The organism is Mesobacillus thioparans, assembly GCF_965138835.1.
GTDB lineage: Bacteria > Bacillota > Bacilli > Bacillales > Cytobacillaceae > Mesobacillus > Mesobacillus thioparans.
This window is the reverse complement of sequence record NZ_CBCSFH010000003.1, coordinates 163,225-186,991: the sequence shown is the minus strand read 5'-3', so window position 1 is coordinate 186,991 and position 23,767 is coordinate 163,225. Positions and strand designations below refer to the sequence as shown.

The following is a 23,767-nucleotide window of genomic DNA, read 5'->3' as shown; positions in this document are numbered from 1 at the left end:
AAGAGGAAACAACGATGGATGAGGCGCTTAATTTACTGCGTCAGGATAAATGGAGATTGATCGACCAGTCGGCGCTCGGCATGCAATTTCATGCTCTGCAGTCTTTCGGGACGGACGATACATTATGCGAATCGGTCGGTAAAGGACAGTCACCGGCAACCGCGAGGGCATGGGTCCATCATGACACGGTTGTCCTCGGCATCCAGGATACAAGGCTTCCTTACCTCCAGGACGGCCTCGATTTTCTCGAGGAGCAGGGCTATCAGTATATTGTCCGCAATTCAGGCGGTCTCGCCGTCGTGCTGGACGAAGGTGTCCTGAACCTGTCGCTCATTTTACCTGAAAAGGAAAAAGGGATCGACATCAATCGCGGCTATGATGCCATGTGGTTTTTAATCAGGGAAATATTCGCTGACTTCAATAAAGAAATCGAAGCAAAGGAAATTACTGCTTCCTATTGTCCAGGAAGCTATGATTTGAGCATTGATGGCAAAAAGTTCGCCGGCATTTCGCAGCGCCGCCTGAAAAAAGGGGTCGCTGTGCAAATCTATCTGTGCGTGACGGGGAGCGGCAGCCAGAGGGCTGAATTGATCCGTGGATTTTATGACCGCGCCAAAAAAGGGGAAGTCACGAAATTCGCCTATCCAGAAGTGCAGCCGGAGGTCATGGCCTCCTTGTCTGAATTATTCGGGATCGAGCTGACTATCCAGGATGTCATGCTGCGATTTTTGACATTCCTGAACACCCACAGCAACGAGCTGGCCTCAGGATATCTGAACGGAGACGAGATTGAGCTTTTTGACCATTATTATAATCGTGTCATCGAACGGAATGAGAAATTCCTGGATTAGGATATAACACAAATAAGGAAAGCCGGAAATCAATGATTTCCGGCTTTTTAAACATAAGAGGGGATTGCTGCCAAACTCTTCTTCTCCAACTATTATCTATTTAATTAATAACTAGATATCTATTCGGCTACTTTTTCGAGATTGCCGTTGCGGTCCATCTTGAACTTGGTTGCCGGACGCTCTTCTTCTTCAAACAAGGCGAGTTTGCGGGCGCGGTTCATAATTTTCATGAGTGTTTCGTAATCTTCCTGCATGGTGTTCGTATTTTTCTCAAGCCTGTTAATCTTTTGCTGCAGCTCTTCATTCTGTTTTCGTAAACTATGGATTTCGCGCTTCAATCTTTCATTCTCACTCTTATAAATGTCCACCTGGAGCGATGAACCGTTCAGGCTTTGCAGATAGGCAATGACATGTCCCATTGTCAGTCCGGTTGTCGGTACAGTGTGACGGACAGGTGCCGTGTGGGATACTTGTGTTTGGGCAGCCTGGACTGGCATTTCAGCCATTTCCTCAGCAGTTTCCTCTGCATAATCATTCCTTGCCTTTTCCTTATTCACTAAATCTTGCATTTCAGCCATCAGTGCAGCATCAATCTGCCTGTCATCCTGTTCCAGCAAGGATAGATCGAAGGTTGGCTGGACTTCATCGCTCAGTTCTGCTGCAGGCAATGATCCTGTCAAACTTTCATCCAATGTTGGGACTGGCGGATTGTATAGCAGTTTCTTCTTGCCGCTCTGATCTTTTCCTAGGATTCTCTGTCTCTGTTTACGCTGCTTTTTAGCGAGCTGCAAGGCTTTTTCATAGTTATGCCTCACGACTGCGTTCCAGCGGAATCCGCAGGCGGCAGAAGTGCGGTCGAGCTTGTCGCCCACCTCTTCAAAAGCATTCAATTGGGTGCTTCCTTCCCTTACATGGCGGAGCACGGTTTCAGCCAGCAATAAATCATTTTCCTCTGTCCAGGCATCCTGGCGTGTTTTCATTCTTCTTCAACTCCCTTTTACTTTGGTTAACTATTGAAACTTATATTTCAATCTTGTCCTGAAATTGGAAAGCTTATACATCGTATAATTGGAGGATAGTAGATTTTTTGCGGGAAATACGTGTTTTCCATTTAGATAGATAAGCAAATGGACCTGTTCAACAGCTTGCATTCAAGACCAATAAGAGGTAAAATACGCTTTAGTCTATAAGAAAAGCGCAAGCGCCTGTTCAGCCATAGAGCAAATAAGGAATGGGACAAGCAATCCAGATTCCTGCTGATGCACTGGGAATGCGCGGCGCAGCTGGACAGTTTTTAAAGAAAGGGTTGTCCTAAATGGCAAACGAATTCCGTGTTTGCGACGATTGTCAGGCCGTAAACCTTAAAACATTGATTCCGAAGCTCAAGCAGCTTGATCCTGAAGCAACTGTCGACATCGGCTGCCAGTCCTATTGCGGACCAGGCAGGAAGAAGACATTCGCGTTCGTCAATAACAGGCCAGTCGCTGCACTGTCTGAAGAAGAGCTCATGGAAAAAGTGCAGAAGAAGCTTAAATAAACTTTTTCCTTATATAAAATAGATAAATCACCTTTAAACCACCGTTTAGAGGTGATTTTTTTTCCGGAAGCAAACTTGCAAACTAGTTTATAAACCCCGGAAAATTGGAATGAAAGGAATAGGCTTTCAGAAAGCAGTATGCAATTTTTGTAAAAATTTGCAGAAGATCGAGATGATTTGACGAATGAAACAGGCTATAATAAAAACAAGCTAATCAGGAAGAAGGAGAACGATGGAATATTCGGAAGAAAAATTACTTGAAGAAAAAGTATTCAAAGATCCAGTACACCGGTATGTCCATGTCCGTGACCGGGTCATCTGGGATTTGATCGGGACGAAGGAATTCCAGCGCCTGAGAAGGGTCAAGCAGCTCGGCACAACGTACCTGACCTTCCACGGAGCTGAACACAGCCGCTTCAACCATTCACTGGGAGTCTATGAAATCACCCGGCGGATCGTTGACAATGCGTTCGCTTCCCGACCTGAATGGGATGAAGGAGAGCGCCTGTTATCATTATGCGCAGCCCTGCTCCATGACCTTGGCCATGGCCCGTTCTCGCATTCATTCGAGAAGGTATTCGACCTTGATCATGAGGATTTCACAAGGGAAATCATCCTTGGCGACACCGAAGTGAATCAGGTGCTTTCAAGGGTCGCAGCAGATTTTCCGAAGAAGGTTGCGGAAGTGATTGAAAAAACCTATGAGAACAAGCTTGTCATCAGCCTGATTTCGAGTCAGATCGATGCTGACCGGATGGATTATCTGCAGCGGGATGCTTATTTTACAGGAGTCAGCTACGGACATTTTGATATGGAACGGATTTTGCGCGTCATGCGCCCGCGCGAGGACCAGGTCGTCATCAAGCAAAGCGGGATGCATGCTGTCGAGGACTACATAATGAGCCGCTACCAGATGTACTGGCAGGTTTATTTCCACCCAGTGACAAGGAGTGCCGAGGTCATCCTGACGAAGATCCTGCACCGTGCCAAACACCTTCATGAGCAAAACTACACGTTTAAACATAAACCGCATCATTTTTACTCTATTTTTGAGGACCGCATGACTTTGCAAGACTATTTAAAATTGGATGAAGCCGTGTTCCTCTATTATTTCCAGATATGGGAGGAAGAGGAGGACCAAATCCTGAGCGATTTGTGCCGCCGCTTCAATAACCGCAATCTATTTAAATATGTCGAGTTCGACCCTGCCAAGGAATACAAGAAGCTGGCGAAACTTTCTGTGCTGTTCGAGCAGGCGGGGCTCGATCCGGAATATTACCTTGTGGTTGACTCATCATCAGACCTGCCATATGATTTCTACCGCCCAGGCGAGGAGGAAGAGCGCCTGCCGATCCACCTGCTGAAGAAAAACGGCGAAATCCGCGAACTGTCGCGCGAGTCAGAGATCGTCGACGCCATTTCCGGAAAAAGAAGGACTGACCACAAACTTTATTATCCTGCCGATTTCCTCGAAAAAGAAAAAGCACGGCCTGAAATCGCGCAGATTGCACAGATTCTTGAACTGAACTTAGACAATGGGACCATTTGATACAGGAGTTGACTCATTTTGTTAAAAGACCACGCTAAAATCATACAAGCCATTTCAGTTTCTGGAGAAGTCATCGGCAGGAAAAAGCTTCAGAAAATGATCTATATCGCGAAAAAATTGGAATTCCCGTTCCAGGAACGATTCCAGTTCCACTTTTACGGACCGTATTCCGAAGAGCTGACCCTGAGGGTGGAAGAGCTTTGCAATATGGGCTTCCTCGACGAAGTGAAGGAAAAGAAAGGCGGCTACTATCAATACCGTTACAACTTGACGGAAGCAGGCCAGGAATTCCTCGGTGAAAACAGCACCGAGATGCCATGCCTCGGCGATTGCCTCACCGACATCAACGACCAGAATGCAAGATTTCTTGAACTCGTTTCAACGGTTTTATATTTTGATAACTTGCCAGAAGCCGAAGTCCGCGAGAAAATCCAGACCGTGAAAAAGAGCCAGAAATACACAGACGAAGAAATGGACGATGCTTATGCTTATATCGCGAGTTTGAAAACAAAATCAAAGCAATTGGCTTAATACCATTCATAATGAATCGAGCATGGGACCTTTTAGGGGGATGTGCTCGGTTTTTTTTGTGGGGTCGAAGAAGGAGTGATTAGGCAATATAGAGGAACAAACATGTGCCCGAGAAAAGGAGAAATCGCAGTTCACGGTCACAAGTGCGGGAAATATGTGCCCGGACTAGGGAAGGAGCAGGGAAACCGGTCACATAAAAGAGAAATATGTGACCGGAATAGGGAAAGAGCAGGAAAACCAGTCACATAAAAAGAAAAAAGCCCAGATTCCTCTGAGCTTCCACCGATCCTACTCGTCACTCAACCGCTTGCCTGCTACGGCGTAGTGGTTCTTTGTCATTTCTTCGATGAAGACGACGACTTTTTCTTTTGGTGCGCCTGTTGTTTCGCTGACTGCGTCTGTTACCTTTTCAACTAGTGCTTTCTTTTGGTCCTCTGTGCGGCCTTCAATCATTTTTACTGTTACGTATGGCATTTGTTTTGCCTCCTTAAAATGATAGATATGTAAATCTAAATTGAGTTTTTCATAAATCGCCTAAATTCGCAAGTCTGACGGAGGATTCACTTTTTCCCTTTCGCATAAAGATAAGTTATACTTTATAGAAAAGACATAAAGGGGAATGGGTTGTGTTTTTCTACTATTCATTGGAAGAAATTCCGTATGTCGTTGTGGCGTTGATGGTTGCGTTTGCCGTGCATGAATTTGCACACGCATGGGTGGCTTATAAGTTCGGTGACCCGACGGCCCAGAGGCAGGGGCGGTTGACGCTGAATCCAATTAAGCATCTTGACCCGCTGGGGACCATCTTCATTTTTATCGCCGGTTTCGGCTGGGCAAGGCCGGTTCCGGTCAATCGTTTCATGTTCAAGAATCCACGGCTTGCCGGTGTGCTTGTATCGGTTGCCGGACCTGTCAGCAATCTAATTTTGGTTTTCCTGGCATTCGCAATCTGGTACATATTTGTCACGCTTGGTTTGGCCCAGGGAGTTCCGCAATTTTTCCTGGATTTCCTTAATATTTTCATCGGGCTGAATACGATGCTGTTCGTTTTCAACCTGTTGCCGTTCCCGCCGCTTGATGGCTACCGGATCATTGAGGATCTGGCACCGGCGGACATCCGGGCAAAAATGACCCAATACGAAGCATACGGTTCAATCATTTTCTTGATCCTGGTGATCACGCCCCTTGACCGATATACAATCCAGCCGATTTTCAGCTATTTGATTCCGGCTGTGACTAATGGAATATCCAATCTGTTTTTCTAGGAGGTATTTTTCATGGAAGAAAAAAAGGGAAAGAATATAGGGTTCAATATTATAAAAAATGACCCGATGGACGGCCATAAGGGCTTTGGCAAAGGCGTCCTCACACTTGATAATGTATCACCGGTCATCATTGACGTGGATGCAGACGAGGCAGCTGTAGAGGTCGGTGCGATGCACGCGCGCAGTGCTGTCGAGAAGGGCATTAAATTCCTCCCTGATCGCAACGAAGTGCCTGATGCCAAGCTATACTGGGTGGTCTGGGTTACAATCGACAGGAAGGAAGAGGGCCCTTATTACGCGGGCGTCACGGCCTGTGAAATGACCGTAAACCGTGAGATCCGCCGCGGTTACAAGTCGCTTCCGGAGCATGTGAACCGTCTCGACAAGTCGATCAAGCGCCATATCATCGTCGACCATATGGATGAGAAATCAAAGAAAATCCTTGCAGACTTCCTGAAGAGCCACGACCCTGGCATGTGGGAGCGTTCTGAAGAGAAGTTGAAGACCGATTTATCAGTTGAGTAGGGACTGGATAACTATCCCAATAATTTGTCTAAATTGTGACATTTAATGCCTAGTGACAATATCTGGCTTGCTCAATTTCAATAAAAAAAGTAAACTGATAACAGCGTAAAACACATTTTATGCTAGGACGAGAAAAAACCCCGAAGCGATGCTCCGGGGTTTTTCTTTTGATGTTTGTGGTTCTATAATCCGAACCACCGCTTGTACCATGGCTTCTTACCCTTCTTCATCTCTGGTTTTTCTTCTTTATGCTCTTCGTGTTCCAGGTGGTCTGTGCAATATTCGGTTGGCTCTGTTCCTGCCGCGAACAATGTCTCCCTTTTCACCGGACAGTTATCGGAGGCGAGGTTTCCGTTTGCGGGGTCCACATAGACGGCGACCGTGCCCTTGGCGGCCTTGAATTTTTTCACAGGTTCATTGTCGAGCGCTTTTTCCATGAAGTCCATCCAGATATTTTTTGCATATGATTTTTCCACGGTCAGCTCAATCGGCTTCCCTTTGTCATATCCAGTCCAAACGGCGGATACGAGTTGCGGGGTATAGCCAACCATCCAGCTGTCTGTTTCGGTTGTTCCTGATTTTGCCGCGTATGGCCGCGTCATCTTTTTGATCAGCGTGCTTCCTGTCACGGAAGCATAGCCATTCAATTTTTTATCGAAGATGCCTGTCAGCATATGGGTCATCACCGACGCGAGTTCGGGCTTCAATATTTCTTTCTTTTCACTCTCATATTCATAGATGACCTCGCCTTTATGGTTTTCGACTTTTGTGATCAGGACTGGTTCAACTTTTTTACCGCCATTGGCTAAAATACTGTAGGCATTGGCCATCTCGATGACCCTGACGCCCGAGGTGCCCAGTGCAAGTGAAGGAACCTTTTCCATCTCAGTCTTGATTCCAAAGCGCTTCGCTGTCTCGATCAGTGTATCCTCTCCAAGGAACAGATGCGTCTTAACGGCGTAGACGTTATCCGACAATGCCAGAGCCTGGGCCATCGTGATATCATCTTCAGCGTATTTGTTATTGAAATTATGCGGCGTATACTTCGACCGCCCGTCATCGAACAGGAAGGTTGTCAGCTGGCTTTTCATTGTTGTCGACGGCGTGAAACCATTTTCGAGAGCAGCGTAGTACAGGATCGGCTTCATCGTCGACCCTGGCTGCCTGACAGCCTGCACAGCCCGGTTAAACGGGCTCTCCTCATAATCCCTGCCGCCGACGAGCGCATTCACATACCCATTTTTCGGATCCATTGCCACCATGCCTGCCTGGATCTCCGAATCGTCCGCGATCATTTTGCTGATCGACTCTTCGGCCACTTCCTGCTGTTCAAGGTCCAGGGTTGTATAAATCCTCAGACCGCCGAGCGAAATCGTCCGGTCATCAAAATTCAAAGAGTTCCTGAGCGCATTTTGGACAGCGTCCTGAAAGTAAGGAGCCGTGCCAATCCTGTTATGCTGGTGCTCACCGACAAGGTCCAGCTTTTCAATGCTGGCTTTTTGCATGGCAAGCTCGGTGATATAACCATTCGCCTTCATTGTGTTGAGAATCGTCTGCTGGCGCTGCTTTGCTTTTTCCATTGAAGAAAAAGGCGAATAGATGCTGGGGCCTTTCGGTATCCCTGCAAGCATGGAAGCTTCCGCCAGGGATAGATTCTTTGCATCCTTGCCAAAATAATAAATGCTCGCTGCCTGGACGCCATATGCTCCGTGGCCGTAATAAATCGTATTCAGGTAGCCTTCAAGGATCTCATCCTTGGAGTAATTCATCTCAAGCCTCAACGTGTAGAGTGCCTCGGTCGCTTTCCGTGACCACGTCTTATCATGCTCGAGGAAAAGATTCCGGGCGTACTGCTGGGTGATCGTGCTCGCACCCTGCACTTTGGACATTGCCTTCACATCCGCAAGCGCGGCACCGGCAATCCGCTTATAATCAAACCCGTTATGGGTAAAAAAGGTCCTATCCTCAATGGAAATCGTCGCATTGATCAAATGGGGCGAAATATCCTTGAGTGCCACCCAATAGCGCTTCTGTCCGGAATGGCTTTCGCCGATCACCGTCCCATCATTAGAAAAGAACAAGCTTGATTGCGGCACGGCAAGCGGGGGCGGCCCCTGAAGCTTTGCGTAGCCGATCAGCGAAAAATAGACGATCGTCGCCAATGCCAGGCCCGCTAGCCCGAAAAAGATCAAAGCACGCAAATATTTGATTGTTTTGCGAAACCGCTGGTCGGTCATCAGCTCCATACTGCTTCCCCCTAAAAAGATAGATAGTATCAGTATGAAAAAAAACGGCCTCTTTTAAACATAGAATAAAAGATAATTAAATTTTGCTTGCATTTTTGCTAGATTCAACTATACTTTTTCTGATGTTTGTATTCGTGATGTTGGGGAAGTATAAAAAAGAAATGCGGAGGCGACTGTTCAACTCCGACAAGCGCTGGAGGGCCTGACATTGAAGTCGTTTTTTGATTTCATTGGCAGGACCGAAACCGAAATGTATAGCCGACTGTTCAGAAACGCAGAAACTGGAGACTCCGACAAAGAAGCGATTTTTGCTTCTGCCGGCGGAGTTGAAGTTTCGGAGTTTCTAGGAGGCGAAACTGGACAAGCGTCTTGAGGAGTTAGGAGCCGCAGCTGGACATATATAATCTTTTGGACAAGACATTCAGGAGTCCAATACATGAAAAATTCGCCGCAGCATGACGGAAAATTTTTTTGCCGAAAGGAAGGAAGAAAAAATGGGTCTTTGGTTTACAGAAAAGCAGACAGAAAACTTTGGTATCACGATGAAAGTGAACAAGACGTTACATACAGAACAGACTGAATTCCAGAAGCTTGACATGGTTGAAACAGAAGAGTGGGGCAATATGCTTCTTCTAGACGACATGGTCATGACTTCTGTAAAAGATGAGTTCGTTTACCACGAGATGGTTGCGCATATTCCATTGTTCACGCACCCGAACCCTGAGCATGTATTAGTTGTCGGAGGCGGGGACGGCGGTGTCATCCGCGAAGTGCTTAAGCACCCTAGCGTGAAAAAGGCGACGCTTGTTGATATCGATGGAAAAGTCATCGAGTACTCAAAGAAATACCTTCCGGAAATCGCAGGCAAGCTTGATGATCCGCGCGTTGACGTCCAGGTTGGCGACGGCTTCATGCATATCGCTGAAAGCGACAACCAGTATGATGTCATCATGGTTGACTCTACTGAGCCAGTTGGCCCTGCAGTGAACCTGTTCACAAAAGGCTTCTACGCTGGAATTTCAAAGGCTTTGAAGGAAGACGGAATCTTTGTTGCTCAGTCTGACAACCCATGGTTCAAGGCTGACCTGATCCGCAACGTGCAGAAGGATGTTAAGGAAATCTTCCCGATCACCCGCCTTTATGTCGCGAACATCCCGACATACCCAAGCGGAATGTGGGCGTTCACACTTGGATCGAAGAAGTATGATCCACTTGAAGTCAGCGAGGACCGCTTCCACGAAATTGAAACAAAGTACTACACAAAAGAACTTCATAAAGCAGCTTTCGTTTTGCCTAAATTCGTTGGCGACCTTGTGAAATAATTAAGATATGCACTATGGCTTCCCGGCAAATCCGGGGGCCGTTTTATTGTGAAAAATTTTATTGAAAGAGGTGCTTGTAATGCGTTTTGATGAAGCCTATTCTGGCAATGTGTTTATCGGCAGCCATTCTAACTTTGGAGAAAGCAAGGCCGTCCTTTACGGCATGCCAATGGACTGGACTGTCAGCTACCGTCCGGGTTCACGTTTCGGCCCGACCCGCATCCGCGAGGTATCGATCGGCCTTGAAGAATACAGCCCGTATCTTGACCGCGAGATGGCGGACCTCAATTACTTCGATGCAGGGGATATCCCGCTGCCATTCGGGAACGCCCAGAAGAGCCTTGATTTGATTGAGGAGTACGTCGACAAGCTTTTGGCCGAGGAAAAATTCCCGCTTGGAATGGGTGGCGAACACCTCGTATCATGGCCGGTCATGAAGGCATTTGCGAAAAAGTACAAAGACCTTGCCATCATCCACTTCGATGCACATACGGACCTTCGCGAACACTATGAGGGTGAGCCATTGTCGCACTCAACGCCGATCCGCAAGATTGCCGACCATATCGGACCTAAGAATGTCTATTCATTCGGAATCCGTTCAGGCATGAAGGAAGAATTCGAATGGGCCAAGGAAGTCGGTATGCATATTTCTAAATTTGAGGTGCTTGAGCCGCTGAAGGAAGTATTGCCGAAGCTTGCCGGCCGTCCGGTTTATGTGACGATCGACATCGATGTACTTGATCCTGCCCACGCGCCTGGAACAGGAACAGTCGACGCAGGCGGAATCACTTCAAAGGAATTGCTGGCATCCATCCATGCCATCGCAAACTCCGAAGCAAATGTAGTAGGAGCCGACCTTGTAGAAGTAGCGCCAATCTACGATACATCCGAAATGACCGCAAACACAGCAAGCAAAATCATCCGTGAAATGCTGCTTGGATTTGTAAAATAAGAAAATTAAGCAATGCTCCCTTGATTGAGGGAGCATTTTTTATGGCCTTTTTTAAAAACCAGCTCCTAATAGTTGATATTAAAGAAGGAATATTCTGAAACATATAGAAAATATACTAATTATGAACGTAACTACTAAAAAGGAGGTAATAAGGATGAAAATGTTGGTTTCTTTTTTCAACCGCTTGATGCAGCGGTATTTGCCTGATCCGTTTCTATTTGTCATTATCTTAACTTTTGTTGTGTTTGGATTGGGCCTGATTTTTACCGATAGTGGTCCTTATCAGATGGCCCAGCATTGGGGCGGCGGCTTCTGGAGCTTGCTGACATTCTCGATGCAGATGGTGCTCGTGCTGGTGACAGGGCATGTCCTGGCGAGCAGTAACATCTTTAAAAAGGGACTGGGTGCGCTGGCATCGCTGGCGAAATCGCCGGGGCAGGCGATTGTGATCGTCACGGTCGTTTCGATGATCGCAAGCTTGATCAACTGGGGCTTCGGTCTTGTCATTGGCGCTTTGTTCGCGAAAGAACTGGCGAAAAAGGTGCAAAATGTCGACTACCGACTGTTAATTGCAAGCGCTTACGGAGGATTTATCGTCTGGCATGGCGGCATCTCGGGTTCGATTCCCCTGACGATTGCGACGGAAGGCCATTTCTCCCAGGACCTGATTGGCATCATCCCGACTGACCAGACGATTTTTGCCGGCTTCAATCTTTTAATTATCTTAATCTTGCTTATCGTCTTGCCGGTAATTAACCGCCTGATGATGCCGTCGAAGGATCAAACGGTGGCGGTCGATCCTGTAATGCTGGAAGCGGATGTCCAGGCAGCAGCGATTGAGCAGGGAGCGATGACTCCTGCAGAAAAGCTGGAAAACAGCAGGATCATTTCGTTATTGATCGGGATAATGGGCCTTGTTTTCCTGTTTTACTATTTTGCGACAAACGGATTCAAACTGAATCTCGATATCGTCAACTTCCTGTTCCTGTTCCTTGGAATCCTATTCCATGGCACGCCAAAGCGATTCCTTGATGCGGTCGTGAATGCGGTAAAGGGAGCGAGCGGAATCATCATCCAGTTCCCTTTTTACGCGGGAATCATGGGAATGATGACAGCATCAGGCCTGGCAGCGGTCATGTCGGAAGGCTTCGTATCGATCTCGAATGAATTCACCTTCCCGTTCTTCACCTTCCTGAGCGCAGGTCTCGTCAACTTCTTTGTGCCATCGGGTGGAGGACAGTGGGCGGTCCAGGCTCCAGTCATGCTTGATGCAGCCCAGACACTTGGTGTTTCGATTCCGAAAACGGCGATGGCTGTTGCCTGGGGCGACGCTTGGACCAACCTGATCCAGCCGTTCTGGGCACTGCCAGCTCTGGCGATTGCTGGTCTGAAAGCAAAAGATATCATGGGATACTGCGTCCTGATGCTGGTGGTTTCAGGGGTTGTCATTTCAGCTGGATTGCTATTTTTCTAAATATAGGTCCTGGTAACAGTCTTTCAGTTCGCGGAATTCCCTAGACATGACAAAACCGGCAGGCATTAGCCAGCCGGTTTTTCGCATTGTAAAGGAAATTATAAAAGTATTTTTGTGTAGATTACTCCATATGGGTGTCATAATCCAGCTCCAGCGCCTAGCCCCTCGAGACGCTTGTCTAGTGTCGCCTCCTAGAAACTCCGAAACTTCAACTCCGCCCGCAGAAGCAAAAAGCGCTTCTTTGTCGGAGTCTCCAGTTTCTGCGTTTCTGGGCAGTCGGCTATACTTTTCGATTTCGGTCCTGCCAATGAAGTCAAAGAACGACTTCACTGTCAGGCCCTCCAGCGCTTGTCGGGGCTGAACAAGGCGCTTGCGCTTTTTGTTCTTACATCTTTTCAAATGTATCACAAATAGTTTCTCTTTCATTTGATGCCTGTTTTCCGGAATTCGCGACTACTAGGATTGAATCGGCAACACATTTGTCACCCTCAGCCCAGTATTTACAGTTTTCTACTTCGCATTTAACTTCAATTTTCATGAAGGCCACCTCCTTAAAAGGTTTTGATAATTAATACCCGCTTTTGACAAAAGTTAATCCTGTCAGGGTATTCCACCTATCATTCAAATCTCCGATAACCTTGCACTTTCAAAGGAGAATATTTATACTTATAAAGTTATAATAGAGTTAGAAAAGGATGTGTTATCGGTGTCGATGGGACCCGCTGAACAGACTCCTGTAAAGGTGACGGTGAAAACGGCGATTTATAGTGGCAGTGAGAAGGATACTTTTGAATTGACCACTTTTGGCCGATACTATAAAAAAGCGAACAGCTCGTACCTCCAGTATGATGAAGTGATGGAGGAAGGGGATGTTCATACGACGGTGAAAATGTCAGGGAATGAAGTGCTGATCCTGCGCAGCGGCGCAATTAAGATGAGGCTTCATTTTCTGCTGAATAAAAAAACTCCGGGAAATTACAAGACGCCATACGGGCTGCTTGAGACTTCTGCGCTGACGAAGCGCCTTGACCTGGATTTTAACGAGGAAAAGCAGGAGGGCCATGTGGACTTGCTGTATGAAATGGCGATCCAGGGCGCGAATGCAGGTACATACCATATGACGATCAATTATAAGGAGGAAGGCAAATGAATATAGTTGAACAGGTTCAATTGAAGCTGAAGGAAGAAATCAAGCAGGCGATCATCAAGGCCAATCTTGCTGAAGAAGCGCAGATTCCGGCTGTGATCCTTGAAACGCCAAAGGAAAAAACGCATGGTGACTACTCCACAAATATGGCGATGCAGCTTGCCCGCGTGGCGAAGAAAGCTCCGCGCCAGATTGCTGAACAGCTGATCGAGAACTTTGATAAAAGCAAGGCATCCATCGAGAAAATTGAGATTGCCGGACCGGGCTTTATCAATTTTTACATGGACAATAGTTATCTGACGGATTTGATTCCGGCAATTCTTGAAGAAGGCGATCACTACGGGGAGTCGAACGTAGGCAACGGACAGAAGATCCAGGTTGAGTTCGTTTCTGCCAACCCGACTGGCGACCTTCACCTTGGACATGCACGCGGTGCGGCTGTCGGCGATTCATTGTGCAATGTGCTTGCTAAAGCGGGTTACGATGTTTCCCGTGAATACTATATCAATGATGCCGGCAACCAGATCAATAACCTGGCGCTCTCTGTTGAGGCTCGATATTTCCAGGCGCTTGGCATGGACAAACCTATGCCTGAGGATGGTTACCATGGTGCTGATATCATCGGGATCGGGAAGACCCTCGCTGAAGAGTACGGCGATAAATATGTGAATGTTCCGGACCAGGAGCGTTTCGATGCATTCCGCGAGTACGGCCTGAAATACGAAATGGAAAAACTGAAGCAGGACCTTGAAAACTTCCGTGTTAAGTTCGATGTTTGGTACTCAGAAACTTCACTATATCAAAACGGCAAAATTGACGTGGCGCTTGAAGCATTGCGTAAAAATGGCCATATCTATGAGGAGGACGGCGCAACATGGTTCCGTTCATCTGAGCTCGGAGATGACAAGGATCGTGTGCTGATCAAGCAGGATGGATCTTATACTTACCTGCTGCCTGACATTGCCTACCATAAGGACAAGCTTGAGCGCGGCTTTGAAAAGCTGATCAACATCTGGGGCGCGGACCACCACGGTTATATCCCTCGTATGAAGGCAGCGATAGAGGCACTTGGCTACGGCCGTGATGCCCTTGAAGTCGAAATCATCCAGCTCGTCCACTTGTACAAAAATGGTGAAAAGATGAAGATGAGCAAGCGTACGGGTAAAGCCGTGACAATGCGTGATTTGATTGACGAAGTGGGCCTGGATGCAGTTCGTTACTTCTTCGCGATGAGAAGCGCGGACACACATATGGACTTTGACCTTGATTTAGCTGTATCACAGTCCAACGAAAACCCAGTATTCTACGCACAGTATGCACATGCCCGCATTAACAGCATCCTGCGTTCTGCAGCAGAGCAAGGCTTGATTTTTGACATCGAAGCAGACTTCAAGCATATCCAATCCGAAAAGGAAACCGACCTGCTGAAAAAGCTTGGAGAATTTCCGCTGGCCGTTGCCGAAGCAGCCCAGAAGCGCATGCCGCACCGAATCTCCAACTACATTTTCGAACTGGCATCCGTCTTCCACAGCTTCTACAATGCTGAAAAAGTACTGGACCTGGACAATAAGGAAAGAACAGTAGCCCGCCTGTCACTGATCAAGTCAGCGCAGATCACTTTGAAGAATGCACTTGAGTTGATCGGGGTATCTGCTCCGGAGAAGATGTAATACAAAAAATGATAAGACCCAGCACAATAAAGATGGCTGGGTCTTGTTTTATTTGGAAAAAATCGAGCATAATTTCCAATTCGCTATATAAAATTGAAAGTCGCTATAAAAACGCAAAAGTCGCTATAAAAATGATTTTTTCGCTATAAAACCAAAATTTTCGCTATAAAATTGTTTATCACACATAAAAATCCTTTTTGTGCTATATAAATTCTAATAAAATGCATGATATTTAAGTCTTCCACTCCAAAACAGCCCCGCCAATCCGCTTGACTCCGCGGATTTTAGCCAGGTCCTCGACGAGCTTCAGCGCTGCTTTGTCTTTTTCCTTTGCTTCAATCATGAAATCAACGTCTTGGCCGAAGCTCCGCAAAATATCGATCAGCGGAAGGATGAATTCATGATCGACGTAATCGGCATGTGACCGGTACGCTTTTTCCGATTTCGGCGAGGAAATGTGTATTTTCGGCTTCATCCCGATCCGTTCCCAGGTCGCAAATCCGGCTGGAAGCAATTTTTCCAGAGGCTCTTCGCAAAGGTTTGCCATGTGGTGATGGTAATCGAACATGAACGGCACATCCTCTTTTATACAGGTTTTCAATGTTTCTTCTGAATTATAGGTTTTATCATCGTTTTCAAGCGTGGTGATTGCCTTGATATGCGGAGGCAGTTTTGCGAAGTTTTCATGAAAACGCAAAATCGTCTCTTCCTTGTTGCCATAGGCGCCGCCAATATGGATGTTGATGAGTGCGCTGTTTTCCAGTCCCATTGCTTCGAGCATACCGTGGTGATATTCCATATCGATGATGGCGTTTGCGGTCACTTCCTCCCGCGAGGATGTGAACAGCGTAAACTGGTTTGGGTGGAAGCTCGTGCGCAGCCCATGCTTTTTCACCAATGCCCCAATCTCGAGCCACTTATCACGGAATGGCGTGACATAATCCCACTTGACCTCCGGGTGAGTCGCAAGCGGAGCGATTGAGCTCGAAAATCGGTATAAAGGGATATCATGGGCGATATTGTAATGGATCATTCTTTCAGTGTTCAAGAGATTTTGATAGGTAACGGAAAGCAGTTTTTCATATCGTTCAGCTTCAGGAAGCTGTCCGTATCGGGCAAACGTAAGTGCCTTGGAGGGAGATGCATCCCACAGGCTGATGGCGGTGGATACATATCCTAGCCGAATGATCATAATAGAACCTCCTTTTCCGGAGGAGGTCGAACACTAACTCCGGTATGTTATAGGAAGGCTTTTTTTCGCTGCTTTTCGAAAATGCGAAAAAAGCCTATAGGAAAAACGAAATCGTCCTTGCGGCGGTTTCTTTGAATGACAGGAACAGATTTCCGGCCCTGAAGTCAGCAAGTGATGCTTTATGGGAATCTAACATGTCCTCCGTCAAAATATGCTTCACTTTCTTAATAAAAAAAGGGTCATATACTAAACAATTCAATTCGTAATTCAAAAACATGCTTCGTTTATCGAAATTGGCTGTACCGATATCACAAATATTGTCATCAATCATCATGACCTTCGCGTGGTAAAATCCCTTCGAATATTGATATACTTCGGCACCATCCTTGAGGAGGGACCGTAAATACCTGTACGATGCTTCTTTTACGAGAATATGGTCGGACTTATATGGGACAAGGACCGTAACGGAAACTCCCCGGGCGATCGCAGCGTTCAATTGGTCAAACACCTTTTTGCTTGGAATGAAATATGGCGTGCCGATGATGATGGATTCCCTTGACTCGCTGATTAGAGTAACAATTAAACTTTCCAGTGAATCGCCTTCGGTTGGGACGAACTGCTGGCGGATCGTCCCTTTCGGCAAAGGTGGGAAATAGGCCTTGTTCTGCAGGAGATTTACCTTGCTTGCACAATGCCAGTCACGTAAAAACTCCTTTTGCAGATCAAGTGTCCCTTCGCCGGTTATTTTCAAATGATAATCCCGCCACGGCGAAAGCTTTGGATCATGGTCATTATACTCATCACCAATATTAAAGCCGCCAAGGTATCCGACATGTCCATCAATAACCGTAATCTTGCGATGGTTGCGGACCTGGGACGAGTAGAACAGGAAGGGAGGCTTCGGAATATGGGTGTAGGCGAACTCCACTCCGGCTGCTTTCAGAGACTGGATGGTTTTCCGTTTCAAGTTGCTGCCAATCCAATCCACCAGGAGCCTGACCTCGACACCCTCCCGTGCTTTCTCCTTCAATAAAGAGACGAACTCGTGGCTGAGTTTATCATCTTTGACGATATAAAATAAAATATGGATGTGCTGCCTTGCGTTTGTTATTTCAGAAAATAAATCCTCAAACAGCTCTGGTCCCTTCGCAAAGATCTCGAGGTCGCTGTATCTGTCTGGAAATGCATACTTTTTTGCGTTTGCAAGATGCTGTTTCCTGCCAAGAAGGAAGTCGGTGGCGACCCACAGGGCAATCCCGGCTATTATCCAAAATATCATTGATGCAATTCCCATAACGTTTCGGCTCCCTTGTAAAAAAAATAGGGTGTACATTTCATATTATTTTTGCCGAAAACGCTTTATATATGTTAAGTTCCTATAAAAGAGAGAGTGTAAACAATTTTCAGAAATGAATGGAAATGAGTTGACTGAATGCTCATTCATTATATAATGGAGTTAAAGGTAAATTCAGAAAATTGGTTTGGTTAAAAATTTTCTTCCAAAATTCAGCATCGAAAGGGGTAAATGATTTTATGAACGGTTTGCTTTGGATCAACTTTATTGCGTTCTTGCTTGTAACCGCTTACGCGATCAGTTTGTTCGTTTACGTGGTAAAAACAAGAATCGAATACATCAAGCTCGGCAAGAAATCAGAGTTTGATGATGATATCAAAGACCGCTGGAGAAGAATCCTTGTCCATGTATTCGGCCAGAAAAGGCTGTTGAAGGACAAGAAGAGCGGTGCGATTCACGTAATGTTTTTCTATGGATTCCTTCTTGTCCAGTTCGGGGCAATCGATTTTATCTGGAAGGGCATCAAGCCTGGCTCGCATTTGCCGCTGGGGCCGTTGTACCCGGGCTTCACATTCTTCCAGGAACTTGTTACTCTGACAATCCTTGTGGCGGTTGTATGGGCTTTTTACCGTCGTTATGTAGAAAAGCTTGTCCGACTTAAGCGCGGGTTCAAAAACGGACTGGTATTGCTGTTCATCGGCGGCCTGATGCTTTCAGTGCTGCTCGGAAACGGAATGGGCATGATCTGGCATGGGCATGAAGGAACATGGACAGAGCCTGTCGCTTCGCTTATTGCCGCAGCATTCAGCGGAATTCCTGAGGCAGCAGCCATTACGGTATTCTATATCGCCTGGTGGATTCACCTATTGTTCTTGCTTGCATTCCTTGTGTACGTGCCGCAATCAAAGCACGCCCACTTGATCGCAGGACCAGCCAATGTCTATTTGACAAGGGTTGACTCACCGGGAAAAATCACAAAGATCGATTTTGAGGATGAAACACAGGAAACATTCGGTGCCGGGAAAATCACCGATTTCAATTATGAACAAATGATCGACTTTTATGCTTGTGTGGAATGCGGCCGCTGTACGAATATGTGTCCGGCAACAGGCACAGGGAAGATGCTGTCACCGATGGACTTGATTGTCAAGCTTCGGGACCATCTGACACTTCACGGCGCAGCAGTCACCTCCAAGCAGCCTTGGGTTCCGACATTTGCTTTCTCAAACACAAAGGGCAACCAGATCGCTTTGGCAGCAGCCGGCCAGGGAGTCAATGAATCTGCTGCAGCTATGGCGTACAGCCCAAGCATGATCGGCGATGTCATCACAGAAGAGGAAATCTGGGCATGTACGACTTGCCGTAACTGTGAAGACCAATGTCCGGTCATGAACGAACACGTTGATAAAATCATCGACCTTCGCCGTTACCTGGTTTTGACAGAAGGCAAGATGGATGCTGATGCACAGCGCGCGATGACAAATATCGAACGCCAGGGAAACCCTTGGGGATTGAACCGCAAGGAAAAAGAAAACTGGCGCGAGCTTCGCGACGATGTTGTCGTTCCTACGGTTAAAGAGCTTAAAAAAGCTGATGAAGAATTCGAATACTTATTCTGGGTCGGCGCAATGGGTGCATTTGACAACCGCAGCCAAAAGATCGCTCTGTCATTCGCCAAGCTAATGAACGAAGCAGGCGTTAAGTTCGCGATTCTTGGAAACAAGGAAAAGAACTCTGGGGATACTCCTCGCCGCCTTGGCAATGAGTTCCTGTTCCAGGAGCTGGCAACAAAAAATATCGAAGAATTCGAAAAAAATGAAGTGAAGAAAATCGTGACAATCGATCCTCACGCATACAATATCTTTAAGAATGAGTATCCAGACTTTGGCCTTGAAGCAGAGGTATATCACCACACTGAACTTCTCGCTCAATTAGTCAAGGAAGGAAGACTCACTCCGAAGCATGCAGTGAACGAAACGATTACCTTCCATGATTCCTGCTACCTTGGCCGCTATAACGAGGTATATGACGCACCGCGTGATATCCTCAAAGCGATCCCGGGCGTGGACCTCAAGGAAATGGAACGCAACCGCGATACAGCAATGTGCTGCGGTGCTGGCGGCGGCTTGATGTGGATGGAGGAAGAAACGGGCCACAGAATCAACGTTTCCCGTACTGAACAGGCTCTTGCTGTGAACCCGTCCGTTATCAGCTCCGGATGCCCATACTGCCTGACAATGCTCTCCGATGGCACAAAGGCGAAGGAAGTTGAAGATAGCGTCGAGACACTTGATGTTGCCGAACTGCTAGAAAAGTCCGTTTTCGGTGAGATTAAACCATTAGTTTCTTAATTAAAGGCTGTTTTCGTAAAGATTGTTGTTAAAATCCTAAAGCCGATTTTAACGTAATCATAGTCATTTGGTATGTCGGTACTAAGTTTGCAAGCTCTTTTCTCATAATAAGTGTTAATTGTGTGACTAATCTCATGTAATTCAATCCTATTTTGTAGGCAATAGCAACAAAGTTTGAGAAAAGAGCCTAATTAAAATACTTTAATCCAAAATAGTAGAAGTTGACTCACATTAAAAATTCGATATATAACAGAATTTTTAGCAAAGTGTTTCAATTTCTACTATTTTTAAAGTAAAATGAATAGTATGATAAAGCGCTTACATTCATCTTCAGCAAGAATCCACTTTTTATAGCCTCGCGAATCAGCAACAAGATTTTTTTTGGACCAGTATCGAGCGAGCGTTCAGTCACTCAATGTCGCAGGGAATTTTCATTTTTAAAAATTAATAGATTGAAAGGGAGAGATGGCAATGGGAAGAACAGTCATTTTAGCAGGGGCGAGAACACCTTTTGGCAAGCTTGGCGGCGGGTTGAGCAGTTTTTCAGCCAGTCAGTTAGGAGGAATTGCTGTAAAGGAAGCATTATCACGCGCTGGGGTTAAACCTGAGGAAGTCGGCGAAGTCATTCTCGGGACCGTGCTCCAGGGTGGCCAGGGGCAGCTTCCTTCACGACAGGCAGCAAGAGCAGCAGGCCTTCCGTGGGAAGTGAAAACTGAAACCATCAACAAGGTTTGTGCATCCGGAATGCGCAGCCTGACACTTGGCGACCAGATCATCCGAGCGGGAGACGAAGAAGTGATCGTGGCCGGCGGAATGGAGTCGATGAGCAACGCGCCTTATATCATGCCGAAAGCACGATGGGGCTTCAGGATGGGCGACGGCCAGGTGAAGGACCTGATGATCCATGATGGCCTGACATGCAGCTTCAAAGGCGTCCACATGGGAACATACGGAAATGAAGTAGCGAAGGAATACGAAATCAGCCGCGAGGAGCAGGATCAGTGGTCGTACCGCAGCCACCAGAGGGCAATCGAAGCGATTGAATCAGGCAAGCTTGCTGAAGAAATCGTCCCAGTTGAAGTGCCGCAGCGTAAGGGAGACCCGGTTTTGGTCCAGCATGATGAAGCGCCGAGGAAGGACACTTCAGTTGAAAAACTGGCAAAACTGGGACCGGTTTTCAATTCGGACGGCACGATTACAGCAGGCAATGCACCAGGCGTCAATGACGGTGCGGCGGCCCTCGTGCTGATGAGCGAAGAGCGCGCACAGAGTGAAGGCAGGAACCCGCAGGCAGTGGTTTTGGCTCATGCCGCAATTGCCACGGAAGCAAAGGACTTCCCGAAAACTCCGGGAATTGTCATCAATGAATTATTGAAAAAGACCGACAAAACAATTGAAGAAATCGACCTTTTTGAAATCAATGAAGCATTCGCGGCGGTTGCATTGACAAGCGGACGCATCGCGAACCTTGATCCGGAGAAGGTCAATGTCAACGGCGGCGCGGTTGCCCTCGGACACCCTATCGGTGCAAGCGGCGCGCGCATCATCCTGACATTGATGCATGAACTCAAACGCCGCGGCGGCGGGGTCGGCATTGCGGCGATCTGCTCAGGCGGCGGCCAGGGTGACGCGGTGATGATCGAGGTTCCTAAACAATAACAAAAAAGAAGGAGGGCATTTGCGGAAGCAGCCCTCCATAGATACAACTTTTTGAGGAGGAGAATGAAAAATGAGTGTGAAAACAATTATGGTAATCGGCGCAGGCCAGATGGGATCCGGTATTGCCCAGGTATGTGCGCAGGCAGGTTACGATGTCCTGTTGAACGATCTGAAGCCGGAATTTGTGGAACGCGGACTTTCCGGAATCAAGAAGAATCTTAACCGCCAGGTAGACAAAGGGCGGATGACAGCAGAACAGCTGGACGCAGTTGTTGATAGGGTTACTGCCTCTACCGACCTTCAGGATGCAAGTAAGGTTGACCTCGTCATCGAAGCGGCTGTCGAGAACATGGACATCAAGGCGAAGATTTTTGCCCAGCTGGATGAAATCGCACCTGAACACGCAATCCTTGCTTCCAATACATCTTCATTGCCGATCACTGAGATCGCTGCAGCAACAAAGCGTCCGGAAAAAGTCATCGGCATGCATTTCATGAATCCGGTACCTGTCATGAAGCTGGTCGAAATCATTCGCGGCCTGGCTACTGCTGATGAAGTGTATCAGACCATCGAGGATATCACCAAGACATTGGAAAAGGTTCCTGTAGAAGTGAACGATTTCCCTGGCTTTGTTTCCAACCGCATCCTGATGCCGATGATCAACGAAGCCATCTACACTTTGTATGAAGGTGTTGCGACGAAGGAAGCGATCGACGAGGTCATGAAGCTTGGCATGAACCACCCAATGGGACCATTGACGCTTGCGGACTTCATCGGCCTGGACACATGCCTCTACATCATGGAAACGCTGCATGAAGGCTTCGGCGATGACAAATACCGTCCATGCCCATTATTAAGGAAATATGTAAAAGCCGGCTGGCTCGGCAAAAAATCCGGCCGCGGGTTCTACTCATACGAATAAAGAATTCAGCGACAAATGCGTCCATACATACTCACTGTCTGGGCGTCTGGAGGGTGAAAACATGAATCTGAAATTCACAGAAGAACAGGAAATGATGCGTAAAATGGTCCGTAATTTTGCACAGACCGAAATTGCGCCATTCGTTGAAAAAATGGAAGAAGGCGAGTTCCCGAGGGAGATTTTAAAGAAGATGGGCGAACTTGGCTTGATGGGAATTCCGGTGCCTGAGGAATATGGCGGTTCAGAGATGGACTTCATTTCCTATATCATCGCCATCCATGAAATTTCCAGGGTCAGCGCCACGGTCGGCGTCATCCTTTCTGTCCATACATCCGTAGGCACGAATCCGATATTGTATTTTGGCACGGAAGAGCAGAAGAAAAAATATGTGCCTAAGCTTTCTTCAGGCGAATATCTCGGCGCATTCTGCCTGACGGAGCCAAGCGCAGGTTCCGATGCAGCCAGCCTGAAAACACGGGCGGTCAAGAAAGATGGCCATTATGTATTGAACGGATCTAAGGTGTTCATCACCAACGGCGGCGAAGCGGATGTGTATATCGTGTTTGCGTCCACCAATCCTGAAGCAGGTCCAAAGGGCGTCTCTGCATTCATCGTCGAAAAAGACACACCGGGTTTCATCGTCGGCAAGGATGAGCACAAAATGGGTCTGTACGGATCCCGGACAGTCCAGCTGACATTCGAGGACATGAAGGTGCCGGAAGAAAACCTGCTTGGCCAGGAAGGCGAAGGATTCAAAATCGCGATGAGCAACCTTGACTCCGGCCGCATTGGCATCGCGGCACAGGCACTCGGAATTGCCGAGGCCGCATTGGACGCGGCGACCGCCTATGCAAAAGAAAGAGTCCAGTTCGGCAAGCCAATCGCAGCCCAGCAAGGCGTAGGCTTCAAGCTGGCTGACATGGCAACATCTGTCGAAGCTGCAAAACTATTAATCTACCGCGCAGCCCAATTGCGTTCAGAAGGACAAAAATGCGGGATGGAAGCTTCCATGGCAAAATTGTTCACCTCAAGAACAGCAGTTGAAGTCACCACCGAAGCCATCCAGGTATTCGGCGGCTACGGCTATACAAAAGAATACCCAGTCGAACGCTACTTCCGCGACGCCAAAGTCACCGAGATCTACGAAGGAACAAGCGAGATCCAGAAGATTGTTATTAGTAAGCAGTTGTAAGCTGAGTATTATGACAGGTTAGACAGTGGAAGCCTGAGAGCTGTCAAGAAAAGCTGGTTATTATGACAGGTTAGGGTGTGAAAGCCGC

General features: G+C 47.2%; 23 protein-coding genes. 16 read left to right on the top strand and 7 right to left on the bottom strand.

The window, feature by feature from the left end; genetic code table 11:
- Nucleotides 1-14: 14 nt before the first annotated feature.
- Nucleotides 15-851 (top strand): lipoate--protein ligase family protein, encoded by an 837-nt coding sequence (locus ACNAZ4_RS08020; RefSeq protein ID WP_415813699.1) that lies wholly within the window; start codon nucleotides 15-17, stop codon nucleotides 849-851.
- 119 nt (nucleotides 852-970) lie between these two features.
- Here ACNAZ4_RS08020 and ACNAZ4_RS08015 read toward each other — a convergent pair whose 3' ends face one another.
- Complete coding sequence (locus ACNAZ4_RS08015; RefSeq protein WP_415813698.1) at nucleotides 971-1,831, bottom strand: RsfA family transcriptional regulator; 861 nt, start codon at nucleotides 1,829-1,831, stop codon at nucleotides 971-973.
- A 335-nt stretch (nucleotides 1,832-2,166) separates the two neighbouring features.
- Between ACNAZ4_RS08015 and ACNAZ4_RS08010 the strand changes: the two genes are divergently transcribed.
- The 3 genes from ACNAZ4_RS08010 to ACNAZ4_RS08000 all read left to right on the top strand — a co-directional run bounded on the left by ACNAZ4_RS08010 (nucleotide 2,167) and on the right by ACNAZ4_RS08000 (nucleotide 4,468).
- Nucleotides 2,167-2,388 (top strand): YuzB family protein, encoded by a 222-nt coding sequence (locus ACNAZ4_RS08010; protein WP_079506214.1) that lies wholly within the window; start codon nucleotides 2,167-2,169, stop codon nucleotides 2,386-2,388.
- Nucleotides 2,389-2,620: 232 nt separating this feature from the next.
- Nucleotides 2,621-3,937, top strand: coding sequence for an HD domain-containing protein (locus tag ACNAZ4_RS08005; protein ID WP_415813697.1), 1,317 nt, complete (start codon nucleotides 2,621-2,623; stop codon nucleotides 3,935-3,937).
- An 18-nt stretch (nucleotides 3,938-3,955) separates the two neighbouring features.
- Nucleotides 3,956-4,468 (top strand): YwgA family protein, encoded by a 513-nt coding sequence (locus ACNAZ4_RS08000; protein WP_415813696.1) that lies wholly within the window; start codon nucleotides 3,956-3,958, stop codon nucleotides 4,466-4,468.
- Nucleotides 4,469-4,756: 288 nt separating this feature from the next.
- Here ACNAZ4_RS08000 and ACNAZ4_RS07995 read toward each other — a convergent pair whose 3' ends face one another.
- On the bottom strand, nucleotides 4,757-4,942 hold the full coding sequence (locus tag ACNAZ4_RS07995; RefSeq protein ID WP_415813694.1) for a 2-hydroxymuconate tautomerase: 186 nt from the start codon (nucleotides 4,940-4,942) through the stop codon (nucleotides 4,757-4,759).
- Between the two features lie 203 nt (nucleotides 4,943-5,145).
- Here ACNAZ4_RS07995 and ACNAZ4_RS07990 point away from each other — a divergent pair, with 203 nt between their 5' ends.
- Both ACNAZ4_RS07990 and ACNAZ4_RS07985 read left to right on the top strand, forming a co-directional pair.
- Entirely contained in the window at nucleotides 5,146-5,733 is a 588-nt protein-coding gene (locus ACNAZ4_RS07990) for a site-2 protease family protein (RefSeq protein WP_415813833.1), read from the top strand.
- Nucleotides 5,734-5,745: 12 nt separating this feature from the next.
- A complete protein-coding gene (locus ACNAZ4_RS07985) occupies nucleotides 5,746-6,258 on the top strand; it encodes a YwhD family protein (protein WP_415813693.1) in 513 nt (170 codons plus the stop codon).
- Nucleotides 6,259-6,440: 182 nt separating this feature from the next.
- On the opposite strand, the gene ACNAZ4_RS07980 is transcribed toward ACNAZ4_RS07985, so the two are convergent.
- Complete coding sequence (locus ACNAZ4_RS07980; RefSeq protein WP_415813692.1) at nucleotides 6,441-8,504, bottom strand: transglycosylase domain-containing protein; 2,064 nt, start codon at nucleotides 8,502-8,504, stop codon at nucleotides 6,441-6,443.
- A 208-nt stretch (nucleotides 8,505-8,712) separates the two neighbouring features.
- Here ACNAZ4_RS07980 and ACNAZ4_RS07975 point away from each other — a divergent pair, with 208 nt between their 5' ends.
- The 4 genes from ACNAZ4_RS07975 (at nucleotide 8,713) to ACNAZ4_RS07960 (ending at nucleotide 12,252) form a co-directional block, all read left to right on the top strand.
- The gene (locus ACNAZ4_RS07975) at nucleotides 8,713-8,877 is read left to right on the top strand and encodes a hypothetical protein (RefSeq protein WP_415813691.1); all 165 of its coding nucleotides are present in this window, start codon (nucleotides 8,713-8,715) and stop codon (nucleotides 8,875-8,877) included.
- Between the two features lie 121 nt (nucleotides 8,878-8,998).
- Nucleotides 8,999-9,826, top strand: a complete 828-nt coding sequence (gene speE, locus ACNAZ4_RS07970) for a spermidine synthase (protein ID WP_415813690.1) — start codon at nucleotides 8,999-9,001, stop codon at nucleotides 9,824-9,826.
- Nucleotides 9,827-9,905: 79 nt separating this feature from the next.
- On the top strand, nucleotides 9,906-10,778 hold the full coding sequence (speB, locus tag ACNAZ4_RS07965; protein WP_415813689.1) for an agmatinase: 873 nt from the start codon (nucleotides 9,906-9,908) through the stop codon (nucleotides 10,776-10,778).
- 154 nt (nucleotides 10,779-10,932) lie between these two features.
- The gene (locus tag ACNAZ4_RS07960; protein WP_415813688.1) at nucleotides 10,933-12,252 is read left to right on the top strand and encodes a short-chain fatty acid transporter; all 1,320 of its coding nucleotides are present in this window, start codon (nucleotides 10,933-10,935) and stop codon (nucleotides 12,250-12,252) included.
- Here ACNAZ4_RS07960 and ACNAZ4_RS07955 read toward each other — a convergent pair.
- Together ACNAZ4_RS07955 and ACNAZ4_RS07950 are read right to left on the bottom strand one after the other, a co-directional pair.
- Complete coding sequence (locus ACNAZ4_RS07955; RefSeq protein WP_415813687.1) at nucleotides 12,241-12,582, bottom strand: hypothetical protein; 342 nt, start codon at nucleotides 12,580-12,582, stop codon at nucleotides 12,241-12,243. The genes ACNAZ4_RS07960 and ACNAZ4_RS07955 overlap by 12 nt on opposite strands.
- 55 nt (nucleotides 12,583-12,637) lie before the next feature.
- On the bottom strand, nucleotides 12,638-12,790 hold the full coding sequence (locus ACNAZ4_RS07950; RefSeq protein ID WP_415813686.1) for a DUF1540 domain-containing protein: 153 nt from the start codon (nucleotides 12,788-12,790) through the stop codon (nucleotides 12,638-12,640).
- 174 nt (nucleotides 12,791-12,964) lie between these two features.
- On the opposite strand from ACNAZ4_RS07950, the gene ACNAZ4_RS07945 reads away from it, so the two are divergent.
- Nucleotides 12,965-13,402, top strand: coding sequence for a YwiB family protein (locus tag ACNAZ4_RS07945; RefSeq protein ID WP_415813832.1), 438 nt, complete (start codon nucleotides 12,965-12,967; stop codon nucleotides 13,400-13,402).
- A complete protein-coding gene (argS, locus tag ACNAZ4_RS07940; RefSeq protein ID WP_415813685.1) occupies nucleotides 13,399-15,069 on the top strand; it encodes an arginine--tRNA ligase in 1,671 nt (556 codons plus the stop codon). The genes ACNAZ4_RS07945 and argS overlap by 4 nt, the downstream gene beginning before the upstream one ends.
- Before the next feature lie 232 nt (nucleotides 15,070-15,301).
- Here argS and uvsE read toward each other — a convergent pair whose 3' ends face one another.
- The gene (gene uvsE, locus ACNAZ4_RS07935) at nucleotides 15,302-16,261 is read right to left on the bottom strand and encodes a UV DNA damage repair endonuclease UvsE (protein WP_415813684.1); all 960 of its coding nucleotides are present in this window, start codon (nucleotides 16,259-16,261) and stop codon (nucleotides 15,302-15,304) included.
- Nucleotides 16,262-16,355: 94 nt separating this feature from the next.
- A complete protein-coding gene (gene cls / locus ACNAZ4_RS07930; RefSeq protein ID WP_415813683.1) occupies nucleotides 16,356-17,555 on the bottom strand; it encodes a cardiolipin synthase in 1,200 nt (399 codons plus the stop codon).
- Between the two features lie 239 nt (nucleotides 17,556-17,794).
- Here cls and ACNAZ4_RS07925 point away from each other — a divergent pair, with 239 nt between their 5' ends.
- From ACNAZ4_RS07925 to ACNAZ4_RS07910, 4 genes are all read left to right on the top strand, one after another.
- Complete coding sequence (locus ACNAZ4_RS07925) at nucleotides 17,795-19,906, top strand: (Fe-S)-binding protein (protein ID WP_415813682.1); 2,112 nt, start codon at nucleotides 17,795-17,797, stop codon at nucleotides 19,904-19,906.
- 471 nt (nucleotides 19,907-20,377) lie between these two features.
- Nucleotides 20,378-21,565 (top strand): acetyl-CoA C-acetyltransferase, encoded by a 1,188-nt coding sequence (locus ACNAZ4_RS07920; RefSeq protein WP_415813681.1) that lies wholly within the window; start codon nucleotides 20,378-20,380, stop codon nucleotides 21,563-21,565.
- A gap of 70 nt (nucleotides 21,566-21,635) precedes the next feature.
- A complete protein-coding gene (locus ACNAZ4_RS07915) occupies nucleotides 21,636-22,487 on the top strand; it encodes a 3-hydroxybutyryl-CoA dehydrogenase (protein ID WP_415813680.1) in 852 nt (283 codons plus the stop codon).
- Nucleotides 22,488-22,548: 61 nt separating this feature from the next.
- Complete coding sequence (locus tag ACNAZ4_RS07910; RefSeq protein ID WP_415813679.1) at nucleotides 22,549-23,679, top strand: acyl-CoA dehydrogenase; 1,131 nt, start codon at nucleotides 22,549-22,551, stop codon at nucleotides 23,677-23,679.
- The last annotated feature ends 88 nt before the right edge of the window (nucleotides 23,680-23,767 follow it).

Coding starts and splice junctions, on each gene's coding strand:
- ACNAZ4_RS08020 (WP_415813699.1), top strand. CDS start 15: ATGGATGAGGCGCTTAATTTACTGCGTCAGGATAAATGGAGATTGATC.
- ACNAZ4_RS08015 (WP_415813698.1), bottom strand. CDS start 1,831: ATGAAAACACGCCAGGATGCCTGGACAGAGGAAAATGATTTATTGCTG.
- ACNAZ4_RS08010 (WP_079506214.1), top strand. CDS start 2,167: ATGGCAAACGAATTCCGTGTTTGCGACGATTGTCAGGCCGTAAACCTT.
- ACNAZ4_RS08005 (WP_415813697.1), top strand. CDS start 2,621: ATGGAATATTCGGAAGAAAAATTACTTGAAGAAAAAGTATTCAAAGAT.
- ACNAZ4_RS07995 (WP_415813694.1), bottom strand. CDS start 4,942: ATGCCATACGTAACAGTAAAAATGATTGAAGGCCGCACAGAGGACCAA.
- ACNAZ4_RS07990 (WP_415813833.1), top strand. CDS start 5,146: ATGGTTGCGTTTGCCGTGCATGAATTTGCACACGCATGGGTGGCTTAT.
- ACNAZ4_RS07985 (WP_415813693.1), top strand. CDS start 5,746: ATGGAAGAAAAAAAGGGAAAGAATATAGGGTTCAATATTATAAAAAAT.
- ACNAZ4_RS07980 (WP_415813692.1), bottom strand. CDS start 8,504: ATGGAGCTGATGACCGACCAGCGGTTTCGCAAAACAATCAAATATTTG.
- speE (WP_415813690.1), top strand. CDS start 8,999: ATGGGTCTTTGGTTTACAGAAAAGCAGACAGAAAACTTTGGTATCACG.
- speB (WP_415813689.1), top strand. CDS start 9,906: ATGCGTTTTGATGAAGCCTATTCTGGCAATGTGTTTATCGGCAGCCAT.
- ACNAZ4_RS07960 (WP_415813688.1), top strand. CDS start 10,933: ATGAAAATGTTGGTTTCTTTTTTCAACCGCTTGATGCAGCGGTATTTG.
- ACNAZ4_RS07950 (WP_415813686.1), bottom strand. CDS start 12,790: ATGAAAATTGAAGTTAAATGCGAAGTAGAAAACTGTAAATACTGGGCT.
- ACNAZ4_RS07945 (WP_415813832.1), top strand. CDS start 12,965: ATGGGACCCGCTGAACAGACTCCTGTAAAGGTGACGGTGAAAACGGCG.
- argS (WP_415813685.1), top strand. CDS start 13,399: ATGAATATAGTTGAACAGGTTCAATTGAAGCTGAAGGAAGAAATCAAG.
- uvsE (WP_415813684.1), bottom strand. CDS start 16,261: ATGATCATTCGGCTAGGATATGTATCCACCGCCATCAGCCTGTGGGAT.
- cls (WP_415813683.1), bottom strand. CDS start 17,555: ATGGGAATTGCATCAATGATATTTTGGATAATAGCCGGGATTGCCCTG.
- ACNAZ4_RS07925 (WP_415813682.1), top strand. CDS start 17,795: ATGAACGGTTTGCTTTGGATCAACTTTATTGCGTTCTTGCTTGTAACC.
- ACNAZ4_RS07920 (WP_415813681.1), top strand. CDS start 20,378: ATGGGAAGAACAGTCATTTTAGCAGGGGCGAGAACACCTTTTGGCAAG.
- ACNAZ4_RS07915 (WP_415813680.1), top strand. CDS start 21,636: ATGAGTGTGAAAACAATTATGGTAATCGGCGCAGGCCAGATGGGATCC.
- ACNAZ4_RS07910 (WP_415813679.1), top strand. CDS start 22,549: ATGAATCTGAAATTCACAGAAGAACAGGAAATGATGCGTAAAATGGTC.